This window comes from Mangrovibacter phragmitis (genome assembly GCF_001655675.1).
GTDB classification, from domain to species: domain Bacteria; phylum Pseudomonadota; class Gammaproteobacteria; order Enterobacterales; family Enterobacteriaceae; genus Mangrovibacter; species Mangrovibacter phragmitis.
Genome location: NZ_LYRP01000033.1, coordinates 159,994 through 179,116, shown reverse-complemented (window position 1 = coordinate 179,116; position 19,123 = coordinate 159,994). Strand labels below are relative to the sequence as shown.

Genomic DNA, 19,123 nt, shown 5'->3' with positions numbered 1-19,123 from the left:
CTTGTTATGGTACAGTCAGCCCCCATATCATCCTGTGGGAGACGATTAGCGGCATTTTAATGCCATATTCCACATCAGGGCTTCCCGGCGTATGCTTGTATTTAAGAGTCCTGGAGCGGTGTTACAAAGCAATGCTGCACTGGGGGTGTCGCGGTGAGCGTAAAGAGAGTGAATCCGGACCACATGGCATTCTGCCTGGTAGTTACCAGATAACAAGACGCAGTCAATGGCGTTACAAAAACCTGTACCCGTGTAACCATTAATGTGGATTACGTTAAAATACATCTAATAAGAAAGTACGAGAAGCGTAACGTTAAATTGCCATTTTTCTGGGGAGAAAAACCAGGATTATTCCGACATTATTTATAACTCATGGCAAAAACATAATTATTCAAGATTTAACCTGTATATTGAATCTGAAAGAGTCAGGCAGTACTCACTAAGGGTAAGCTGTTTTAAATCATCTTTTTCAGGAAAGCCGTGTCAGACAGGGAATTTCTCATTATTTGGAATTTTTACACTATTCAGGTGAAAATTACTTAACTGTGACTTATAGTTAAATCATTAATCTGGTGGTGTAAAACATCAAGAACTCTCTTTTGTCAGCCCCGAAGTATTGTATTTATCAGAAAATTTTCGATAATAAGGGGGTACCATATGGACGAATACTCACCAAAAAGGCATGATATAGCGCAGCTCAAATTCCTCTGCGAATCACTTTATCATGATTGCCTCTCGAGTCTCGAGGGCAGTACCCATACCTGGGTTAACGATCCTACATCTCCAGCCAGCCTGCAGATGAACGATCTGATTGAGCACATCGCTACCTTTGCACTTAATTACAAATTAAAGTACGAAGACGATAGTGACTTGGTAGAGAAAATAGATGAATATTTGGACGACACTTTTATGTTGTTCAGCAGTTACAGCATTAATGCAAAAGATTTACAGAAGTGGCGCAGAACAGGCCTTAACCTGTTTCGGTGTTTTTCTACGGTGAGTAAAGAAAATCCCGTTAGCCATTCCTGTTAGTATGAATATTTCTTAAGGTAAAGTTATGTCTATCACCAAACCGTTAACAAAAACCGATTATTTGATGCGCTTAAGGCGTTGTCAGACCATCGACACCCTCGAAAGAGTGATTGAAAAAAATAAATATGAACTTTCTGATAGTGAACTGGCAGTATTTTATTCAGCAGCAGATCATCGCCTTGCAGAACTGACGATGAATAAATTGTACGATAAAATCCCATCTTCAGTATGGAAGTTCGTCCGCTAAGTGACTTTCTGATTCAAACACAATTATGAACCTGAAGATAACACACTTCTGGTTCTGTTCTGTTATGGTTCAAAAAAACCGGTTTCCCGGCGGCGTGGTTACATCCGCCCCTTTCATCGCCCCTGGTTGAGCGTTCCCGGGTTCTGCCCGGCAGGCGACAACTGTTATGCAAATTTTCCGGGAAACTGTTACTGGTTACTGAGCACCACCTCTCTACAATTCAGAGAATATTTCCTGAATTGTTTTCTGTAGAGGCTTGTATGACGGAAATTCAGCGCCTGCTGACTAATACCATAGAGCAACTGAATCATCGCGAGAAACGGGATAACCGGCCGAGGTTTAGTATCAGCTTTATTCGCCGTTATCCGGGGCTGTTTGTAGCCATGTACGCGGGGTGGCTGGCAACACTCGTTGTTATCGTGAAATCACCAACACTTGAGGATTTTGTCTGGCTGCATGTTGGGCTGTTTGTATTGCTCAACGGTTTCTTCTTCTTTGATATCAATCCACGTTACCGGTATGAAGATATAGACCTGCTTGATTTTCGCGTCTGTTATAACGGCGAATGGTATAACACACGCGATGTACCTGGTGAGTTGATAAATAATATTCAGGCTTCCTCACAAGTCAGCAACCAGCAAAAAGATTTATTGGCTAAAATGTTGGTCAATAAAAAACGGCTGACCTTTTATGATATCTATAGTCTGGATAATCAGACATCTTAGCCCGGTAGAGTAATTGCTCTGGGCAACTCAATACCGGGCTCAAGGCTCGCTACGCACTCAGTTGTTGTGCAAGCTGGCGCAGTGTATCGGCAATTTGTTGCAAATCGCGGGTGTTATCCTGTTTTGGCCCTGTGGAGTTACGTACCACCAGTTTGGCAGGCAGAACAGATGATGAACGCCCGTCTTCTTTCTGCCCTGCATTAAGTAAACGCCGCACCGCTTCTTTACCCTGTAAATCCAAATCCAGAGAAACCGTTGTCAGCGCAGGGTAAAAGAACGAGCTTTCCCAGGTATCGTCATACCCAATTACCGATTTCTGCCCGGGAATGCTCAGCTGATGCTGATGGAACGCACTGAGTACGCCCAGCGCCATTTGATCGTTACCGACCAGTACTGCAGAAAATGAAGGGGTTTCACGCAACATCTGGAGTGCGCCAGCATACCCGCTACGGGCATCCCAGTCGCCATGCAGAACTGTTACGGGTTTTAGCCCATAACTGTCCAGTGTCTCACGCCAGGATTTCAGGCGTAACCGGGCTGATACAGAGTGCGCGGGCCCCGCCAGTATCGCAATCTCGCGGTGCCCCTGTTCATAGAGATATTTCACACTGGCGCGCGTACCGTCGGCCGGATTAAACGAAACGTTAAACACGGAACTGAAAGGATCCACATCCAGAAACAGGCAAATGATATCATCGTTCTCAACAGCGATTTTTTCTGCATTTTCGCTTTCCAGGGGCACATTGATTATCACTTTATCAACCCACTGAGACTTCAGTTCATTGATAGCACTTTGGATACTTTGTTCTACGTTCTCATCAATCATGGAAATCAATACCTGATATCCATCCTGGTTTGCATAGCGTTTCACCGCTGCAGCCACCTGTGAAGGGGCATGTAACGCCAGTGAAGTGGTAACCAGACCAATCGTATTACTTTGTTTTCCCACCAATTGCTGCGCAAGACGATTAGGTACATAGCGCAACACCTCGATAGCTTCCTCCACTTTCCGGCGCGTTGTTTCAGACACATTGGCTGATTTATTCAAAACCCGGGAGACCGTCTGGTATGAGACGCCTGCATACCGGGCAACATCTTCTAATGTCGCACTTTTAGACTTCATCTTTCCTTTTCCACGTAGGCTACTAATCAAATTGTATCAGGCGTTAGTCTGAAATACCTGTGGAAAAACCGCCTCACTGATACCAATCAAAAAAGTAACACGCTCACATAACAAAAACATGTGAGCAACCTCACCACACGATAACAAAACCAGCTGTTTTGTTTGCGTCAAATCACATTACCGCTTGTTCTAAATTGCAAGAAATCATAATTAAGCATTTTATTACATCGATTATGTGAACGTAATACAAACAATAAGAGGGTATCATGAATACGACGCTACGCACACTCACTGTCGCGTTGACCACTGCGCTGACTTCAACCTGGGCGATGGCAGACAACGCTATCGATTTTCACGGCTATCTTCGCTCTGGTATTGGTGTCTCCAGCGATGGTGGCATGCAGGAATGGCAGAAAAATAAACTCGGCCGTTTGGGTAATGAAACAGATACATACGGCGAGCTTGAACTGGGTTCACAGGTGTATAAAAAAAATGATGTCAGCTTCTACCTGGACAGCATGGTCAGCATGGTTTCCGATGGTTCCAATGACAATGAAACCACTATTGGCAATGATGCACAGTTCGGTTTGCGCCAGTTAAACCTGCAAATCAAGGGTCTGGTGCCTGGCGATAAAGATGCCGTTATCTGGGGTGGTAAGCGTTACTACCAACGTCATGATCTGCATATTATTGATACAAAATATTGGAACATTTCCGGTGCAGGTGCAGGTATTGAAAACTATAGCCTTGGCCCGGGGGCAGTTTCTTTCGCATGGATAAGAGGTGATGCGAACGATGTCGACTACCGCGTGAACAATGATAATAACGTCAACATCAACTACCTTGATTTGCGTTATGCCGGTTTAAAACCCTGGCAGGGCTCCTGGGTGGAAGTCGGTATTGACTATGCCATGCCTAACCCAACCAATACGCAGAAAAGCTATGGTGGGTTATATGATGCGGATAATGGTGTCATGCTGACGGGTGAAATTAGCCAGGATATGTTCGGTGGATACAACAAATTGGTGGTGCAGTATGCCAACAAAGGCCTGGCGCAAAATATGGTTTCCCAGGGTGGTGGCTGGTATGACATGTGGAATGACACCAGTAGAGCCACGGGCTACCGTATTATTAACACAGGTTTGATTCCAATTACCGAACGTTTCTCATTGAACCATGTGCTTACCTGGGGCTCAGCTAACAATATTACCGCCACGACAGATAAAACGCGGTTGATTTCACTGGTTGGCCGGGCACAATATCAATTCACCAACTACGTCCGCGGAATTGGTGAAGCAGGCGCATTTTACCAAAAAGACACGTATAACGATGGCTCCAATTACAAACAGAGCGGTGAGAAGTATACTATTGCGCTGGCACTGGCGGATGGCCCGGAATTTATGTCGCGCCCGGAACTGCGTATTTTTGCTTCATACCTGACAGATGGCGAAAAACGCGATACCTTCCGCGACAATACAGCCAGCGATACATGGAATTATGGCGTACAGGTCGAAGCCTGGTGGTAAGTATTACCTGACTTAATCATCATCATTATATCTCTTTTTTGATGTTATTTTTCTGACATCATAGCCACTGCATATTATTTTTTAAGGCAATCATTATTTTGATTGCCTTCTTTTTTAGAAAAATAATAAAAAAGCCGGTGCCCGACCAGCTTTTTAAATATAATTAAATACCCCATTATAACTGTAAGAAATGCTTTTCCAGAAGTTGACGCAGATTATCAGACTGGGTACCAAAAATAGCATGAACCTCGTTGCCAAGAATAATTACACCAAGCGCACCTTCACTCTGCAAAGCCTGTGAATCGACCTGTGACAGCTGTGCTACGGTTACCCGCAGGCGTGTCAGACAGGCATCAATATGGCAGATATTATCTCTGCCACCAAAACCGCTAACCAGGCGCTCAGCCTGCGCTTTATCTGTGTCATTCATTACACATTCTACTTCATGGCGAAAATACTGGAGAAAGGATGTCAGGCTTACCATAGGCGGTTCCTTATACTGATAATTACAGGAAAGAAATAGAAAACACGCCCACTATATTCAGGGCGCAGGATGGCACTATAAGAAGGGCATATTCCCGCCGCCAAAAGGCAGGCGGGAATAAATGACTAACATGCGCAGGAGAGTACCCGGCAATCCCATGCAGTCAGGTTTACCGTGCCAGAAACCGGCAACCCGGTCAGCATATCGGTATACCCCTGTGGCAGGACGAGGTTGTGCTGCTTGTCGCTGTAGTTTTCCAGAAAAATATAATTCTGCTTCCCGTCTGTGCGTTGGTGTGCGGTAACACCAGGCGGCAATGGCACAGACAGAGGCCCGCACAAGCCTGATTCAGCAATGATATTGCCGAAAAAATCACGCTGGAAAGCCAGATCATTACGTGATGCAACATACCATGCTTTACCCTGACCAAATGCATTCACAGTGACCGCTGGCCTGCCTGCGTAAAAATCTTCCCGGTAACAGGCCAGTGCTTTTGCATTTTCTGTATTAATAAGTTCACACAAGTGCCGAACACGATACGGCCCCTGCAAGCCCGCCTCATTACCGGCAAGCCCCTGAACCAGGTTGCTTTCACCTTCAGCCAGACTGTCAATCTCCTCCGCCCAAATACCCAACACCTTACGTAATGGGCCAGGAAACCCGCCTAAATGGCACAGATCACTCTCGTCAACAATGCCACTCCAGTACGTAGCAACGAATTGCCCGCCCTGTTCAACAAAGGTTTCCACCCGGCTGGCAAACCCCTCACGAACCATGTAGAGCATTGGAGCAATAACTAGCTGATACGAGGATAAATCAGCATCCGCATTTATCACGTCAACACTGATTCCCTGTTCCCAAAATGGGCGGTAATGCTCTGCAACCGTCTTTTCATATTCGAGCCCCAGGTTACGTGGCCCTTGTGCGTTATCCATTGCCCAACGGCTTTCCCAGTCGAAAATAATTGCAACCTGCGCTTCAACCCGGCACCCAACCACCGGCGACAGGTGCTGAAGGATATCGCCCAGTTTGCAGACCTCTCGGCCAACACGGGTATCAATATGCCCTACATGATCTACCACAGCGCCATGAAATTTCTCTACCGAACCCCGGCTTTTACGCCACTGAAAATATTGCACGGCATCCGCGCCATGAGCGACAGCCTGCAGTGAAGAAAGAATATGCATTCCGGGCTTTTTGAGCTTACTGGTCGGCTGCCAGTTGGTCACACTGGGTGTTGATTCCATTAAAACAAAGGGTTTGCCCTGTTTTAAAGTACGCATCAGATCATGATACATCGCGGTATAGCAGGCCAGAGTGGTTTCATCTTTATCCTGGTGCCACATGGGGTAGCTATCCCAGGAAATGAAATCGATGGCCTGCGCCAGTTTCCAGTAATCATAGTCGTAGAAATATTCCATAAAGTTAGTCGTGACCGGCAACGCTGAGTTTGCTGCTTTGAGCGGTGCGATTTCATTACGACAAAAATCAACGACCTGGTCTGTAGTAAACCGCCGCCAGTCAAGGTTCAGCCCATGAACAGACTCTTCACCCTGCGGAGCGGGTGACTCAATCTGCGACCAGTCTGTATAGGTATGGCTCCAGAACGTACTCCACCAGGCATGGTTAAGCTCATCGAGCGACAAATAACGTTGTTGCAGCCATTCACGAAAGCGCGCCTGGCAAGCCGGGCAGTGACATTCACCGCCGTATTCATTGGAAACATGCCAGCCGATAACCCCCGGATGATGGCTGTACCGTTCAGCCAGACGAGTATTTAACTGGCGAACTTTTTCACGGTATACAGGCGAGGTCAGACAGTGATTATGGCGGCCACCATGCAGAGCTGGCACTCTGTCGCGCCCTACTCGTAATACCTCCGGGTAAGCCTGTGATAACCAGGCTGGCCGGGCACCACTGGGAGTGGCAAGGAAAACGGATATACCACTGGTATATAATTTATCCAGCACATTATCCAGCCAGCCAAACTGGTATTCACCTTCTTTTGGCTCAAGTTTTGCCCAACTAAAAATACCCACCGACATAATATTGCACTTTGCCTGTTGCATCATGGCAATATCTTTTTCCAGAATATTGGGATAATTATCCCACTGTTCCGGATTATAGTCGGCACCATGCAATAAGGTAGCGACCTTTGAACTCAAAGGTGGAAACTTATTCATAAAAAACCCTTAGAATGAAATGAAAACCTAATTAAAAACTTTTATTGATGGTAGCACCTCGCCCTGGCAATTAAATAACGCCTGATTTTCACGCGCATTACCCAACTTCCAGTGGTCATTGATATATTTCATCCCAGCTTCTGTCGCCCATGTATTTCCCGGAGGCGTTATCCAGGCTGGCTCCCAATAAAATATACCTTTGCCACGCTGCTGAGGTACATCAATCACACTTTGCATTAAATCATGTAAATAATTCGCCTGACCTTGCACGGTAGCCGGATATCCTCCGGCTACTTCTTCTTTTTGTTGAAAACTGTTCTCGGCTTTATCGCAATTTGCCAGGGTCCAGGCATATGCGGTTTCCACTACAATGACATCTTTGTGGTAACGTTTGCTGATATCATCCATATTGGACTGTAGCGCGCTTATCGGGCCATTCCAGTAGGTGTACATCGATAATCCAATGACATCAAACGGCACATCGCGTTTAGTTATTTCATCAAACCACCAGCGGAATGTATCATTTTTGGTGCCCTCAGCCAGGTGCAACATAATTTTGACGTGGTCGTCTGGCCCGAGGCTGGATTTCAACCCACTAATAGCCGCTTTTAATAATCCGGCGAGCCGGTCAAATTCGCCGCCCCCCTCTCCCCAGCTTTTGCCTTCTGGCCAAAGGATGCCACTATTGATTTCATTACCTATTTGCACCATATCCGGTAATGCACCTGCCTGCCGGAACTGCTGTATGGTGTCACGGGTATAATCATGAATAGCTGTGACCAGTTGGTCGTAGTTCATTCCTTGCCAGGCTTTTGGCTTGAACTGTTTTCCTGGATCCGTCCAGAAGTCACTATAATGAAAATCAAGCAACACTTTCATACCCAGCGCTTTTGCACGCTTTGCCAGAGCAAGAGTAGTCGCCAAATCATTGTCGCCGCCACCGTAAGGATGCCCGGCGCTGTCTTTCGGGTTTACCCATAACCGTAACCGAATATAGTTAAAACCATTGGCTTTTAAAATCGCCATCGCATCCTGTTGTTGATGTTGTGCGTTATAAAATTTCGCGCCCTGATGCTCCACTTCATATAAAGTAGAAACATCAGCACCTTTAATAAAATCAGCGGGTTCATTACGTAATGGTTTAATCACCACCGTTTCACTGGCAAAAAGCGGTAAACTGGTTGCTGCTGCCAGTCCCCAGATAACAAAAGAAAGCACGGTCTTTTTCATAATGATTACCCTTTGGTACTCCCTGAAGTCAGGCCTGAAACAAAATACTTCTGTAACGCCAGATACAATATGGCGACAGGTAATGCTATTAACACAGCACCTGCCGCATATGTGGTATAACTGGCCCCCATTTTTTGTGCTACCAGGTTATATAACCCAATAGGTAAAGTGTATTTATCCGGCGTGCGTAAAATGGTACTGGAAAGGATAAAATCCCCCAATGGGCCGGTAAAAGAAAACAGCGCGACCACCGCAATAATCGGCTTTGATAGCGGCATAATTATTTCCAGAAAAATACGTAAATTACTGGCACCATCCATGCGGGCAGATTCATCTAAATCTTTCGGTATCGCATCCAGGTAACCTTTCATCAACCAGGTGTTCATCGGGATCATGCCAGCGACATAAATAAGTACTAACGCCAGGTGGCTGTTAATCAACCCCAACAGTTGCGACAGCACGAAGATGGCAATCAACGCCGAGAACTGCGGAATCATTTGCAGCAGCAAAAACAGCATCAGCCCATTCTGCCGCCCTTTAAAACGAAAACGTGAAAAAGCATACGCCGTAAAACTAACACTAATTAATGTCAACACCATGGTCATCAGGCTTATTTTCATTGAATTCCAGTACCACGTCAGGTAATTGACCTGACCATTAAATAAGTCCTGATAATGTTGAAAAGAAAGATTTTCTGGAATAATGGAGGTACTGAGCAGGCTGTTCCCGGCATTTAATGATGCCCCCACAGTCCAGACCAACGGATAGATAATAATCACCGAAACCACCACCACAACCAGCCAGGATAATGACAGGCGTATCCATTTTTCACGCTTAATGCTTTGTGTTTTCATCCTGAATACTCCTTACGCCATCTCGTCATTCTTGAATGATTTCGTGGCACGAAATTGCCACAGTGCAACACCCACAACAAAAACCGACAAAAGAATGGTGATAGTTGCAGCAATAGCGTATTGCGAAGATGACATCGTCAGCTTATAAATCCATGAAACCAGAATATCTGTCCCCCCCGCATTAGAGCCGACTACTGCCGGGCCACCATTATTAAATAAATAAATAATATTGAAATTATTAAAGTTGAATGTGTATTGAGTAATAATAATGGGTGCAATGGAATAAAGAACCAAAGGTAAAGTAATGGTGCGTAATTTGGTAAATGTACTGGCTCCATCCATAGTTGCGGCTTCATATAAGTCATCTGGAATTGCCTGCAGAACACCCGTTGTCATTGCAAAAACAAATGGAAAGCCAAGCCAGGTTTGCATCATGATCAATGCTGTTTTAGTCCAGAATGGATCAGTCATCCAGGCTTTAGGGCTTATTCCCAAAAAAGACAGAATAGAATTATTAATGACACCAAAGGAGTCATTAAACATCCCGGCAAAAACCAGAATCGTGACAAATCCAGGTACAGCCCACGGAAGAATAAAAATAGTACGAATCACAGGCTTAAAGCGCAGATCTTTTTGATTCACCAAAATTGCCAGCATAACACCTACAGTGCATTGCAATGTTGTTGCCAGTAAGGTCCACACTACCGTCCACTGCAACACATCAAAAAAGGTATTACGCCAAATTGACAGGGTAAAAATATTGATAAAGTTTTTAATTCCCACCCAGTCCACCAGTTTTGCTGGCGGGGTGTGGTACAGGTTGTAATTGGTAAAGGCGATAGCAAAACCAAATAAAATCGGGAAGATAACCACAAAAACCAACAGGATAAAACCTGGTGTTATCATTAAATACGGGAACCCTTCATTGAGCAGGTTCTGATACTGGCGGCGCACGCTGTGTAACGGTATACCGCTATCCCGACAGCGGCCGTTTACCCAGGCATCACGTAATGAAAGCACATAAACCGCCCCCCCTAAGCCAATGATCAACAGGCTTAATATTCCTTCCGCTAATAAGAAGACAGAATTATCACGGGGAACTTCTTCACCAAGCGTCCATAACCCCCACAGACCTTCCCTCAAAAAATCATGGAATACGCCCAGGAAACTACTGAGTAGCACCAGAAAAATAAGCCCTTTTGCCCACTGACGGTTATAAAACTGACCGAAACCAGGCAGGCAGGCCAGCAACAACGCTGCCCACGCATGACGACCTGGCCTGGTTGATGCGGATAAACTTTCACTGGAACTGATAATCACACCTGGCTCCTTCTGCTGTACGGGGAAGCCAGGCTCCCCCGTAACAAAACAATACCTGGAATTACTGGTTACTGGCCTGCATGGCTTCTATTTGCATTTTGATTTGTTTAACTGCGCTATCGAGCGCATCTTTTGGCGACTGCTTACCCGTCATAATCAGTTGCAGTGCCGCATTCGCAGGCCCCCAAACCTCACCCATTTCAGGAATACCCGGCATGGCGACCGCAAATTTTGACTGCTCAGCAACAGCACTGGCGCGCTCATCATTTTTAATCACCGGATCATTCATAACAGCCAACAATGGCGGGATCTCTTTCGTCACTTCATAACGCGTTTTCACGTATTTCGGCTGGTTAATAAAGGTGATGAATTTATTGGCAAGGGTTTTATCTTTGCTCCAGGTAGAGACTACATAACCTTTAACGCCCAGAAACGCGCTCATCGGTTTACCATTTTCCAGCAGGGGTAATGGTGCCACGCCATAATTCACACCAGCTGCTTCATAAGGCTGGAACGCCCAGGGACCATTAATGACTGCAGCAGCTTTTTTCTCTGTAAATAATGAATCAATTGCATTCAGACCGTTTTCCCCAATGATTCCGCTGGGAAATAACTGTTCACTGTAGAATTTTTTCAACGTAGTGACAGCACTCACGGCACCGGGTGTATTCAGCCCAATATCCAGAGGATTGAGTTTGCCGTTGCTGTCTTTACCGAAGATATACCCGCCCATCGGGCTGATAGCGCCCCAGCTATAATAAAGCTCGTCAAATTTTGCCAGCAGACCAATCTTGTTCTGTTTATGTTGCTGACGGGAGAAGTTAAACCACTCATCCAGTGTCTTGAATGGGGTTTTCACAAGATCTTTGTTATAAATCAGCACCAGTGTTTCAACCGCTTTAGGCAAACCATACTGTGTGCCATTCATCTGGAATGCATCCACCGATGAAGGGGTAAAACCTGTAAGTATCGATTTATCAAGCGTCAGCGGCGCTAAAAGCCCCTGTACCACCGCACCACCGAGCTGATCATTTGGAATGACCAGTACATCCGGACCAATGCCTGCGGGTCCGTCGAGGCGTAATTTTTCCAGTTGCTGAGCAAAGGGCATCTCAAGAACATTCACTTTAACCTGATACTGCTTTTCAAAATCACTGATGGCACCTTTGATGCCGTCTGATTTCTTAATATCCTCCCAAACAGTAAGCTGCTGTGCGGCGGCGGATGCCTCAAATGCAACGAACTGGCTGGCTGCCAGCGCGGAAAGTAACAGGGTGGAGCATAGCGTAATTTTCATTATCGACCTCTTGTGAAGGTATTACATTTAAGATGTTCTGCTAATTTTTTTGTTTTTCTCGTAACTAAGTCATTTTCATAATTTAAATGCTTTTTGATGATGACATCACTCACCATCAACAATGTTATACGTTACTCTTTAGAAATAATCAGAACCATCACTTAGTGATTATTCTGTGATCATGATTGCAGAAATGAAACAGCAGCATACTGCCTGCCATAACTGAGATATATAGTTTCAGCATCTCAAAAAACCATCCTGCTCTTGCTTGCTTTCATGGTGTGTTATACGTAATACATAAAAACCATAAAACAGCATTAGCGGCATTCATTAAGCCAGGAGAAGTGGATGTCCAGCATACAGCTCAGAAACGTCACCAAGCGTTTTGGCAAAACCGTCACGCTGCACAATATTCAACTTGATATCGAAGATGGAGAGTTTGCGGTATTCGTCGGCCCGTCAGGGTGCGGCAAATCCACACTGTTGCGCATGATCGCGGGCCTTGAGGATGTCAGTGAAGGCGAGATAATGATTGGGCCAACGGTTGTTAATGATATTGCCCCGGCACACCGTGGGGTGGCAATGGTCTTTCAGTCCTATGCCCTGTATCCGCATATGACCGTTGCTGAAAATATGGGTTATGGGCTGAAGGTGAATAAAGTCCCCAAAACAGAGATCCGCCATCAGGTAGAAATGGTTGCCAAAACACTACAACTGACCCACCTGCTTGAACGCAAACCAAAGCAACTTTCAGGCGGACAGCGCCAGCGTGTCGCTATTGGTCGGGCAATCGTGCGTAAGCCACAGGTGTTTATGTTTGATGAGCCTTTATCCAACCTGGATGCTGAACTGCGGGTTGAAATGCGCCTGCATATCGCCCGGCTGCATCAGGAGATGAAAACTACCATGGTGTATGTTACCCATGACCAGGTGGAGGCCATGACGCTGGCAGATAAAATTGTGGTTATGAATTATGGCAAAGTGGAACAGACCGGTTCACCAATGCACCTCTATTACAACCCGGTTAACCGGTTTGTCGCCGGGTTTATTGGGTCGCCAAAAATGAATTTTTTGCCTGCGACAGTAAAACACTGGCATGAGGGGGAACTGGTGGTGGACATTGCCGGGCAGCAAACGCTGACACTCGCGTTGCATACACAGCAATTACATCCAGGCGATAACATCACACTGGGAATCCGTCCTGAGCATTTACAGGTGGGTGAGCAGGCGGGATGCCAGCTTCTGTTCCAGTGCGAAGTGGTGGAACGCCTGGGTAACAATACCTGGCTGTTTGGCCAGTGTTACGGCCATGACAACTTCAAAGTACTTATTCCGTCAGATATTCATTTCAGCCCCTGGCAGAAGATAACAACGTATTTTGAAGCCAGGCAGTGTATGGTCTTCAACGACGCGGGGCTGCGTATCAGTGCTGAAATTCAGGTTCCTGATAATACCCTGCCTGTATATCAGACAGAGGCTCAGGCGATCCCTGCCTGAGCGCTGGCCTATTTACGTAACAACTGCTGCAGGCGTCTTTGCCTGCGGCGAACCAGCCAGTCGTGCAGCACAAATACCCGGCACCCGCGCACCAGTAACAACCCACCCCAAATACCCAAAGGCCAGAGAAACCACAATATTTCGTGGCTGGTGAGCAGATTTATTACAGCAAGCCCCCCGCAAATCACCGCCCAGGTGAATAATGAACGCAGAAACCTGCTTTCTTCATCCAGCCGGGCATTGGCGGACAAAACACGCTGGTCGGCCCCCTCTTCTGCTGGCTCACTGCGCTCATCAGCCTGGCTCATTAATTCAGCAACCTGGCACTCAAATACCGCCGCTAATGCACTCATGGTTTCAATACTTGCCTGTTCACCATTCTCAATACGCTGAATTGTGCGAACACTCAGTGCCGATAATGCCGCCAGTTGTTCCTGCGACCAGCCTCTGGCAAGGCGCAGGGCTTTAATATTGTTGTACTGCATCCTGGTTCTCCTTTGTTCAGTTGACGATAAAGACTGTCCGCCAACCCCGGTGAAAACGCCACGACAGTAACCTGACAGCAACCCGACAATCACCCGCCACCCGCCTGACACCACGGCAACAGGCCTTGTTTGCAGGTAAATACACAAGTATCTGGCAAACAACCTCACACCCGGCCAGGAAACAGCTATTATCCTGTATAGCAAACCATACAGGAGGCAGTATGAAAAAATACCCTTATCCTGTTAGTGAAGTACGCCGTTTTTTGGAGCCTGGCCCCATCGTGCTGATCAGTTCTCACTGGCAAGGGAAAGACAATATCATGACGCTCGGCTGGCAAACTGTCATGGAGTTTTCACCTTCCCTGATTGGCTGCATGATTTCCGCAGGTAACCACAGTTTTGAGATGATTAAGGCCAGCAGAGACTGCGTAATTAATCTCCCGGAAGTTGAGTTACTCGATACTGTTGCCCAAATAGGGAACTGTTCAGGGAGTGACACCGACAAATTCACCCGTTTTGGTTTGACACCAGAGCCCGCGCAAAGTGTTGGAGCGCCAGCAGTTGCCGAGTGCTTTGCCAGTTTTGAATGCCAAATCTATGATGACGCACTGGTCGACAACTATAACTTTTTTATTTTCGAAGTGGTTTGCGCTCGGGTAAAAAGCCTGACTGACTGGCCCCAGACCATGCACTATACCGGTGATGGTATTTTCCGCCTCGATGGTGAAACGGTAAACCGCCATCAGTGGTTCACCAAAGTGAGTTGATGGCGGTGACTGTTCTCATACTTCCTGAGGTATTACCCAGGCAGAGACCAACTGAGCTGGTAACGCAGGGTTGATGTGGCGAGGATGTCATCCTGGTGCACACTCGGGCTCCAGGAATCATCACCACCAATCCCCATATGAAACGCATCCAGATTCAGCCATACACCCGGCTCTTCTGCCAGTAAATGCACATGGCTGGTTGCACGCAGTTGTTGCAGGCTGTAACGGCCAATCCCGAAGTGGAACAGGCCCTGCCACTGGTGGCCAGCGTAACGTAGCGAGCGGGTGTCACAACGCAGGCCGTTTTCACTGGGGAAAATATAAGGGGTATGCAGTTCTGGCAGTGGTAATGTCCAGCGCCCCTGGCAGGCAGCCAGTTTTCTGTCCGGGTAGTTTTCATGTGGACCAAGCCCGTCCCAACTGACTACAGGCGCCAGGCCCGCCAGGTGGCACACCAGGCCAATACGCGGCGGCGGTGGAATATCTGCCGCCACCTCAACCCGGACATCAAGCTGCAATTGCCCGTTGCCGTCTATCTGCCAGCGTTTTTCACTGATAAAGCAACAGTGTTGTTGATGTAACCAGGCATGCCGTGTTTTGATGACTACCCCTTCTGTTGATTCATGAGCTTCACACTGTAAAACCTGCGCCTGTAAATCATAAAACCCTGCAGCTTTCCAGCGCTCTACCCAGGCATTCGGGTCAACCCGTGCGGCTTCACTGGTGCCAATGTCGTTATCCAGTGGCGCACGCACAAACTGATCTTCAAGAGGGCCGAGCAGGTGTGCTGTCTCGCCGGTAAAACACTGCACCAGCGTGCCCAGTTTGCGGTCAAACACCCAGCGGTTATTCCCGGATGTAACCTGGTACACCTCGTTATCTTCCAACAGTTGTGGGCGCGGAAGTTGAGGCGCGGATAGCGCTGACGCGGGTAACGGGAGTGAATCGGCCACCGGCCACTGCGCCCAGGCACAGCGCTGCCCGGCCTGAGCCCACTCAGTATCGGCTAAATATTCAACCCAGACCGTAAACCAGCGCGGCTCACAGCCCTGACGTTCAGGGAATGGCGGGATAACCAGACACCGACTGGACTCAGGAGCCAGTACCAGTGACTCCCGCCCGTCAAGCAACACTTCACCGGCTTGTGTCAGCGCCCAGCACAGGCATTCGTTATCTGTGGTACGGAACAGATATTCGCTGGTAACCTGCAATTGCTGAGGCTGGCTGGCATCCCAGTGAAACTGGAAAAACTGCTGAGCGCGTTGTACTTCATATAATGCCGGGTGTGGAGTGCGGTCCGGAAACACCAGTCCATTCAGGCAAAACTGGCGGTCATTGGGTTTATCGCCGAAGTCCCCACCGTAAGCCCACCATGGTTTGCCCTCTGGCGTATATTTTGTCAGCGCCTGGTCTACCCAGTCCCAGATAAAGCCCCCTTGCAGGCGTGGATACTGGCGGAAAGCCTGCCAGTAACGGTAGAACCCGCCCAGGCTATTTCCCATCCCATGCGCGTATTCGCATAATATCAACGGGCGATGTTCGTCTGGCATCCCCACCCATTTTTTAATCGACCATTTGGGGACCTGTTCAAAAGGCTGATCTTCATCTACACGGGCGTACATCGGGCAAATAATATCAGTGGCCGCGGTATTGGCACCGCCACCTTCATATTGCACCGGGCGGCTGGGGTCAGTACTTTTCACCCAGCGCCATAACGCGTCATGAGCCGCGCCATGACCGGATTCATTGCCTAAGGACCAAATAATTATGCATGGATGGTTACGATCCCGCTGAACCATGCGGGTAACCCGCTCACTCATTGCCGCAAACCAGCGCGGGTCTTGTGCAAGGCGTGACATGGGCTGCATGCCATGAGTTTCAATATTGGCTTCATCCACAACATACAAGCCATATTCATCGCATAACTGATACCAGAGCGGGTGGTTGGGGTAGTGCGAACAACGTACCGCATTAATATTGTGTTGTTTCATCAATACAATATCCTGGCGCATGGTGGCCTCGTCCATCACCTGGCCGTGCTCCGGGTGGTGCTCATGGCGGTTCACACCGCGAATGAGCAGTGGCCTGCCATTTAACTTCAACAACCCGCCAGCAATGGTTACTTCGCGAAATCCTACCTCGCAGGCTTCGGCATCAATACAGTTGCCTGCGCTATCCAGCAATGTCATTGCCAGGCGGTACAAATGTGGCGTTTCCGCACTCCAAAGCGCGGGTGAGGAAACGGATAAAGTAAGCCGGGCCTGTTCAGGGTAATGACCACGTTCATCAATCACGGGTCCGCCCACCGGTTGTGTTCCCCGGGTGATACACACCCCATGCCGCCACAGGCTGGCCTCAATCTGGTACTGTTGCGGATGATCGCCGTCCACACTCACATTCAGCATTAATTCAGCACGGGAATAGTCACTGTTGAAGGTAATTTGGTGGTGATAATCCGCAATATGCGTATCGGGCTTATGCAGCAGCGTAACATCACGGAAAATCCCGCTCATGCGCCACATATCCTGGTCTTCAAGCCAGGTACCATCGCACCAGCGCAGTACCATTACAGCAAGGTGGTTTTCACCGGGTTGCAACCAGGGCGTCAGGTCAAATTCAGCAGGCAGGCGGCTGTCCTGGCTGTACCCCACCCAGTGACCGTTGCACCACAGGTAAAATGCAGAATTCACGCCATCAAAAATAATGCGTGTTTGCCCGCTATCAAGCCAGTTCTGCTCCACAGTAAACACGCGCGAATAGCACCCGGTAGGGTTATCCACGGGTACCTGCGGCGGGGTTGTAGCAATAGGGTAATTCACATTGGTGTACACCGGCACATCAAACCCCGGTAGCAACTGCCAGTTTCCCGGGACCACCGCCTCTATAGCTGATTCCAGTGGCCGGGTAACCCATTCTGCAGGCACCGCTTCAGGGCGGGGAAACCAGGTGAATTGCCATGCCCCATTCAGGCTTAACCGTCCATTACCCGGTTTTTTATGCACAGCGCTCACTTCATCGGGCCAGCCCGCAAGTGGAGCATGGCTCGCCAGACGATGCCAGTGAGTCACTGATGGGTTCTCCCAGTCACGGCGTGCAACCAGGGCAGACAAAGCAGAAGAAGGTTCAGAACAAGGCGTGGCAGACATAGTTCCCTCATAAATTGCGAAGCGCTCACATTCACAATAATTTGAATGAATATGAGCACGCCGTAAATACCAGGAAATAGAATAAGCGAAGCGGATCACATCCCGTTTACGAAGACAATTTCGCAACCTGCTTCGCCAGCATATGTAACTGCTGTGCTAATACCTCTGGCTGAGGTCTGCCCTTGCCTGCCTCACCAGTCGATTCACGCGTCACCAGCGTAACTGGCAGGCATTGTGATGCAGGCGTTTTTTTCCCCGCCACACTGTTTAGCCAGAACACACAGGACTCACCTAACTGGCGAAAATCCTGGCGGATGGTGGTTAAAGGCGGGGTAAACCATGCGCTGTCTGCTGTATCGTCAAAACCAACCACACTTATCTCACCCGGCACGGAGATACCGCGCTCAGCACAAGCGCGCAACACACCCAAAGCCATTTGATCATTAGCAACCAAAATGCCCTGCGGTTGGTAACGGAGTAATGCCTGAGCCTGCAGATAACCGCTGTAAGCACTCCAGTCGCCCTCACCTTGTGCGACAGGTTGTAAACCTGCCTGTGCCAGTGTATTCATCCAGCCGGCCCGGCGTTGTTCAGCACTGACAGAAGATAATGGGCCATGAAGCAACGCTATGCGGTTTAATGACAGTGACAAAAGATGTTTCGCACCCAGCGCCGCTCCCTGTGCGGCGTCAAAAGTGACGCTGGGTACCTGAGCGCTGGCGGGAACATCCAAAAAGAGTATCGGGGCATGCGTATAACGCTCCACCAGCGCTGATGCCTGACTGGTGGACAGAGGTAAATTAATTGCTACAGCTTCCACTCGCTGAGCCAGTAGGGTATCCAGTGCACGGCAACACGCCTGTTCATTTAACTCCTCCAGCATAGCGATGGAAACATCCACGCCAACCTGTGACGCCTGGGACTTAATCGCCGCCGCAATTTGCGAAGGCGCATGCAGGGACAAGTCTGTGGTTATCAACCCCCATATACGCCGCCTTTTCCCTGCGAGCTGTCGGGCTGCCGGATCTGGCACATAATGGAGCGCCTGCATTGCCTGTTCGACATTCTGCCGGGTACGAACCGATACATTTGCCGCCCCGTTAATAACACGAGAAACTGTCTGATAAGACACGCCCGCGCGTGCTGCGACATCATATAAGGTTATCGTTTTATTGCTCATAACCGGCCCCTGAGAGTAAAAGCGCTA

Annotated in this window: 16 protein-coding genes; 6 read left to right on the top strand and 10 right to left on the bottom strand. The window is 48.2% G+C overall.

From position 1 onward, the window contains the following. Positions 1-657: 657 nt before the first annotated feature. From tomB to A9B99_RS16405, 3 genes are all read left to right on the top strand, one after another. Entirely contained in the window at positions 658-1,032 is a 375-nt protein-coding gene (gene tomB, locus A9B99_RS16415; protein WP_064599340.1) for an Hha toxicity modulator TomB, read from the top strand. Positions 1,033-1,057: 25 nt separating this feature from the next. Then, on the top strand, positions 1,058-1,279 hold the full coding sequence (locus A9B99_RS16410; RefSeq protein ID WP_036110043.1) for an HHA domain-containing protein: 222 nt from the start codon (positions 1,058-1,060) through the stop codon (positions 1,277-1,279). Between the two features lie 260 nt (positions 1,280-1,539). Beyond that, positions 1,540-2,004: a YlaC family protein gene (locus tag A9B99_RS16405; RefSeq protein WP_064599338.1), complete on the top strand. Its 465-nt coding sequence runs from the start codon at positions 1,540-1,542 to the stop codon at positions 2,002-2,004. 49 nt (positions 2,005-2,053) lie between these two features. On the opposite strand, the gene A9B99_RS16400 is transcribed toward A9B99_RS16405, so the two are convergent. Continuing rightward, on the bottom strand, positions 2,054-3,127 hold the full coding sequence (locus tag A9B99_RS16400; RefSeq protein WP_064599336.1) for a LacI family DNA-binding transcriptional regulator: 1,074 nt from the start codon (positions 3,125-3,127) through the stop codon (positions 2,054-2,056). Positions 3,128-3,393: 266 nt separating this feature from the next. Here A9B99_RS16400 and A9B99_RS16395 point away from each other — a divergent pair, with 266 nt between their 5' ends. Next, entirely contained in the window at positions 3,394-4,653 is a 1,260-nt protein-coding gene (locus A9B99_RS16395) for a maltoporin (protein ID WP_064599334.1), read from the top strand. Positions 4,654-4,828: 175 nt separating this feature from the next. On the opposite strand, the gene A9B99_RS16390 is transcribed toward A9B99_RS16395, so the two are convergent. The 6 genes from A9B99_RS16390 to A9B99_RS16365 form a co-directional block, all read right to left on the bottom strand. After that, on the bottom strand, positions 4,829-5,137 hold the full coding sequence (locus tag A9B99_RS16390; protein ID WP_064599332.1) for a glucose PTS transporter subunit EIIB: 309 nt from the start codon (positions 5,135-5,137) through the stop codon (positions 4,829-4,831). Between the two features lie 125 nt (positions 5,138-5,262). Next, entirely contained in the window at positions 5,263-7,320 is a 2,058-nt protein-coding gene (locus A9B99_RS16385) for a beta-galactosidase (RefSeq protein ID WP_064599330.1), read from the bottom strand. Positions 7,321-7,347: 27 nt separating this feature from the next. Then, a complete protein-coding gene (locus tag A9B99_RS16380; protein WP_064599328.1) occupies positions 7,348-8,550 on the bottom strand; it encodes a glycoside hydrolase family 53 protein in 1,203 nt (400 codons plus the stop codon). A gap of 5 nt (positions 8,551-8,555) precedes the next feature. After that, positions 8,556-9,404 carry a sugar ABC transporter permease gene (locus A9B99_RS16375; protein WP_064599326.1) on the bottom strand — a complete coding sequence of 283 codons (849 nt, stop codon included), beginning with the start codon at positions 9,402-9,404 and terminating at the stop codon, positions 8,556-8,558. A 12-nt stretch (positions 9,405-9,416) separates the two neighbouring features. Next, positions 9,417-10,724 (bottom strand): carbohydrate ABC transporter permease, encoded by a 1,308-nt coding sequence (locus A9B99_RS16370; protein ID WP_064599323.1) that lies wholly within the window; start codon positions 10,722-10,724, stop codon positions 9,417-9,419. 61 nt (positions 10,725-10,785) lie between these two features. After that, positions 10,786-12,021 (bottom strand): extracellular solute-binding protein, encoded by a 1,236-nt coding sequence (locus tag A9B99_RS16365; RefSeq protein WP_064599319.1) that lies wholly within the window; start codon positions 12,019-12,021, stop codon positions 10,786-10,788. Positions 12,022-12,369: 348 nt separating this feature from the next. Between A9B99_RS16365 and A9B99_RS16360 the strand changes: the two genes are divergently transcribed. After that, positions 12,370-13,518 carry an ABC transporter ATP-binding protein gene (locus A9B99_RS16360; RefSeq protein ID WP_064599316.1) on the top strand — a complete coding sequence of 383 codons (1,149 nt, stop codon included), beginning with the start codon at positions 12,370-12,372 and terminating at the stop codon, positions 13,516-13,518. Between the two features lie 8 nt (positions 13,519-13,526). Here the strand turns inward: A9B99_RS16360 and A9B99_RS16355 are convergent, their stop codons facing one another. Beyond that, positions 13,527-14,003, bottom strand: a complete 477-nt coding sequence (locus A9B99_RS16355) for a helix-turn-helix domain-containing protein (RefSeq protein ID WP_064599313.1) — start codon at positions 14,001-14,003, stop codon at positions 13,527-13,529. Positions 14,004-14,224: 221 nt separating this feature from the next. Here A9B99_RS16355 and A9B99_RS16350 point away from each other — a divergent pair, with 221 nt between their 5' ends. Beyond that, complete coding sequence (locus A9B99_RS16350) at positions 14,225-14,770, top strand: flavin reductase family protein (RefSeq protein ID WP_064599310.1); 546 nt, start codon at positions 14,225-14,227, stop codon at positions 14,768-14,770. A 32-nt stretch (positions 14,771-14,802) separates the two neighbouring features. On the opposite strand, the gene A9B99_RS16345 is transcribed toward A9B99_RS16350, so the two are convergent. Both A9B99_RS16345 and A9B99_RS16340 read right to left on the bottom strand, forming a co-directional pair. Beyond that, on the bottom strand, positions 14,803-17,916 hold the full coding sequence (locus A9B99_RS16345; RefSeq protein ID WP_064599307.1) for a beta-galactosidase: 3,114 nt from the start codon (positions 17,914-17,916) through the stop codon (positions 14,803-14,805). A 106-nt stretch (positions 17,917-18,022) separates the two neighbouring features. After that, positions 18,023-19,096, bottom strand: a complete 1,074-nt coding sequence (locus A9B99_RS16340) for a LacI family DNA-binding transcriptional regulator (RefSeq protein ID WP_064599304.1) — start codon at positions 19,094-19,096, stop codon at positions 18,023-18,025. Positions 19,097-19,123: the final 27 nt, after the last annotated feature.